The 206-nt window shown below is 44.2% G+C and carries 1 protein-coding gene; it reads right to left on the minus strand.

The genetic code is table 11. The features are described from left to right. On the minus strand, positions 1-206 hold a 206-nt coding region (locus V6767_RS22825), incomplete at both ends, for a metal-dependent hydrolase (protein WP_448475525.1).

Here is a 206-nt window from a genome sequence, read left to right on the forward strand (position 1 = left end):
ATAGAGTAAAACCAAACATCATCACTGTCGTGAAAACCAAAGCAAAGCGACGGGTCGCTTCTGGGACTTCACCGACTTCGCGCATCACATCAAAAGCAACATCACGATGTTCCATTTCTTCAATCGCGTGCCAAGCAAACAGTGCTCTAACAAATGGATCTGCTTCTGCCAAGGTTGCTTTTTTACTATAGAAGGTATCTGCCATT

The organism is Martelella sp. FLE1502 (genome assembly GCF_053484255.1).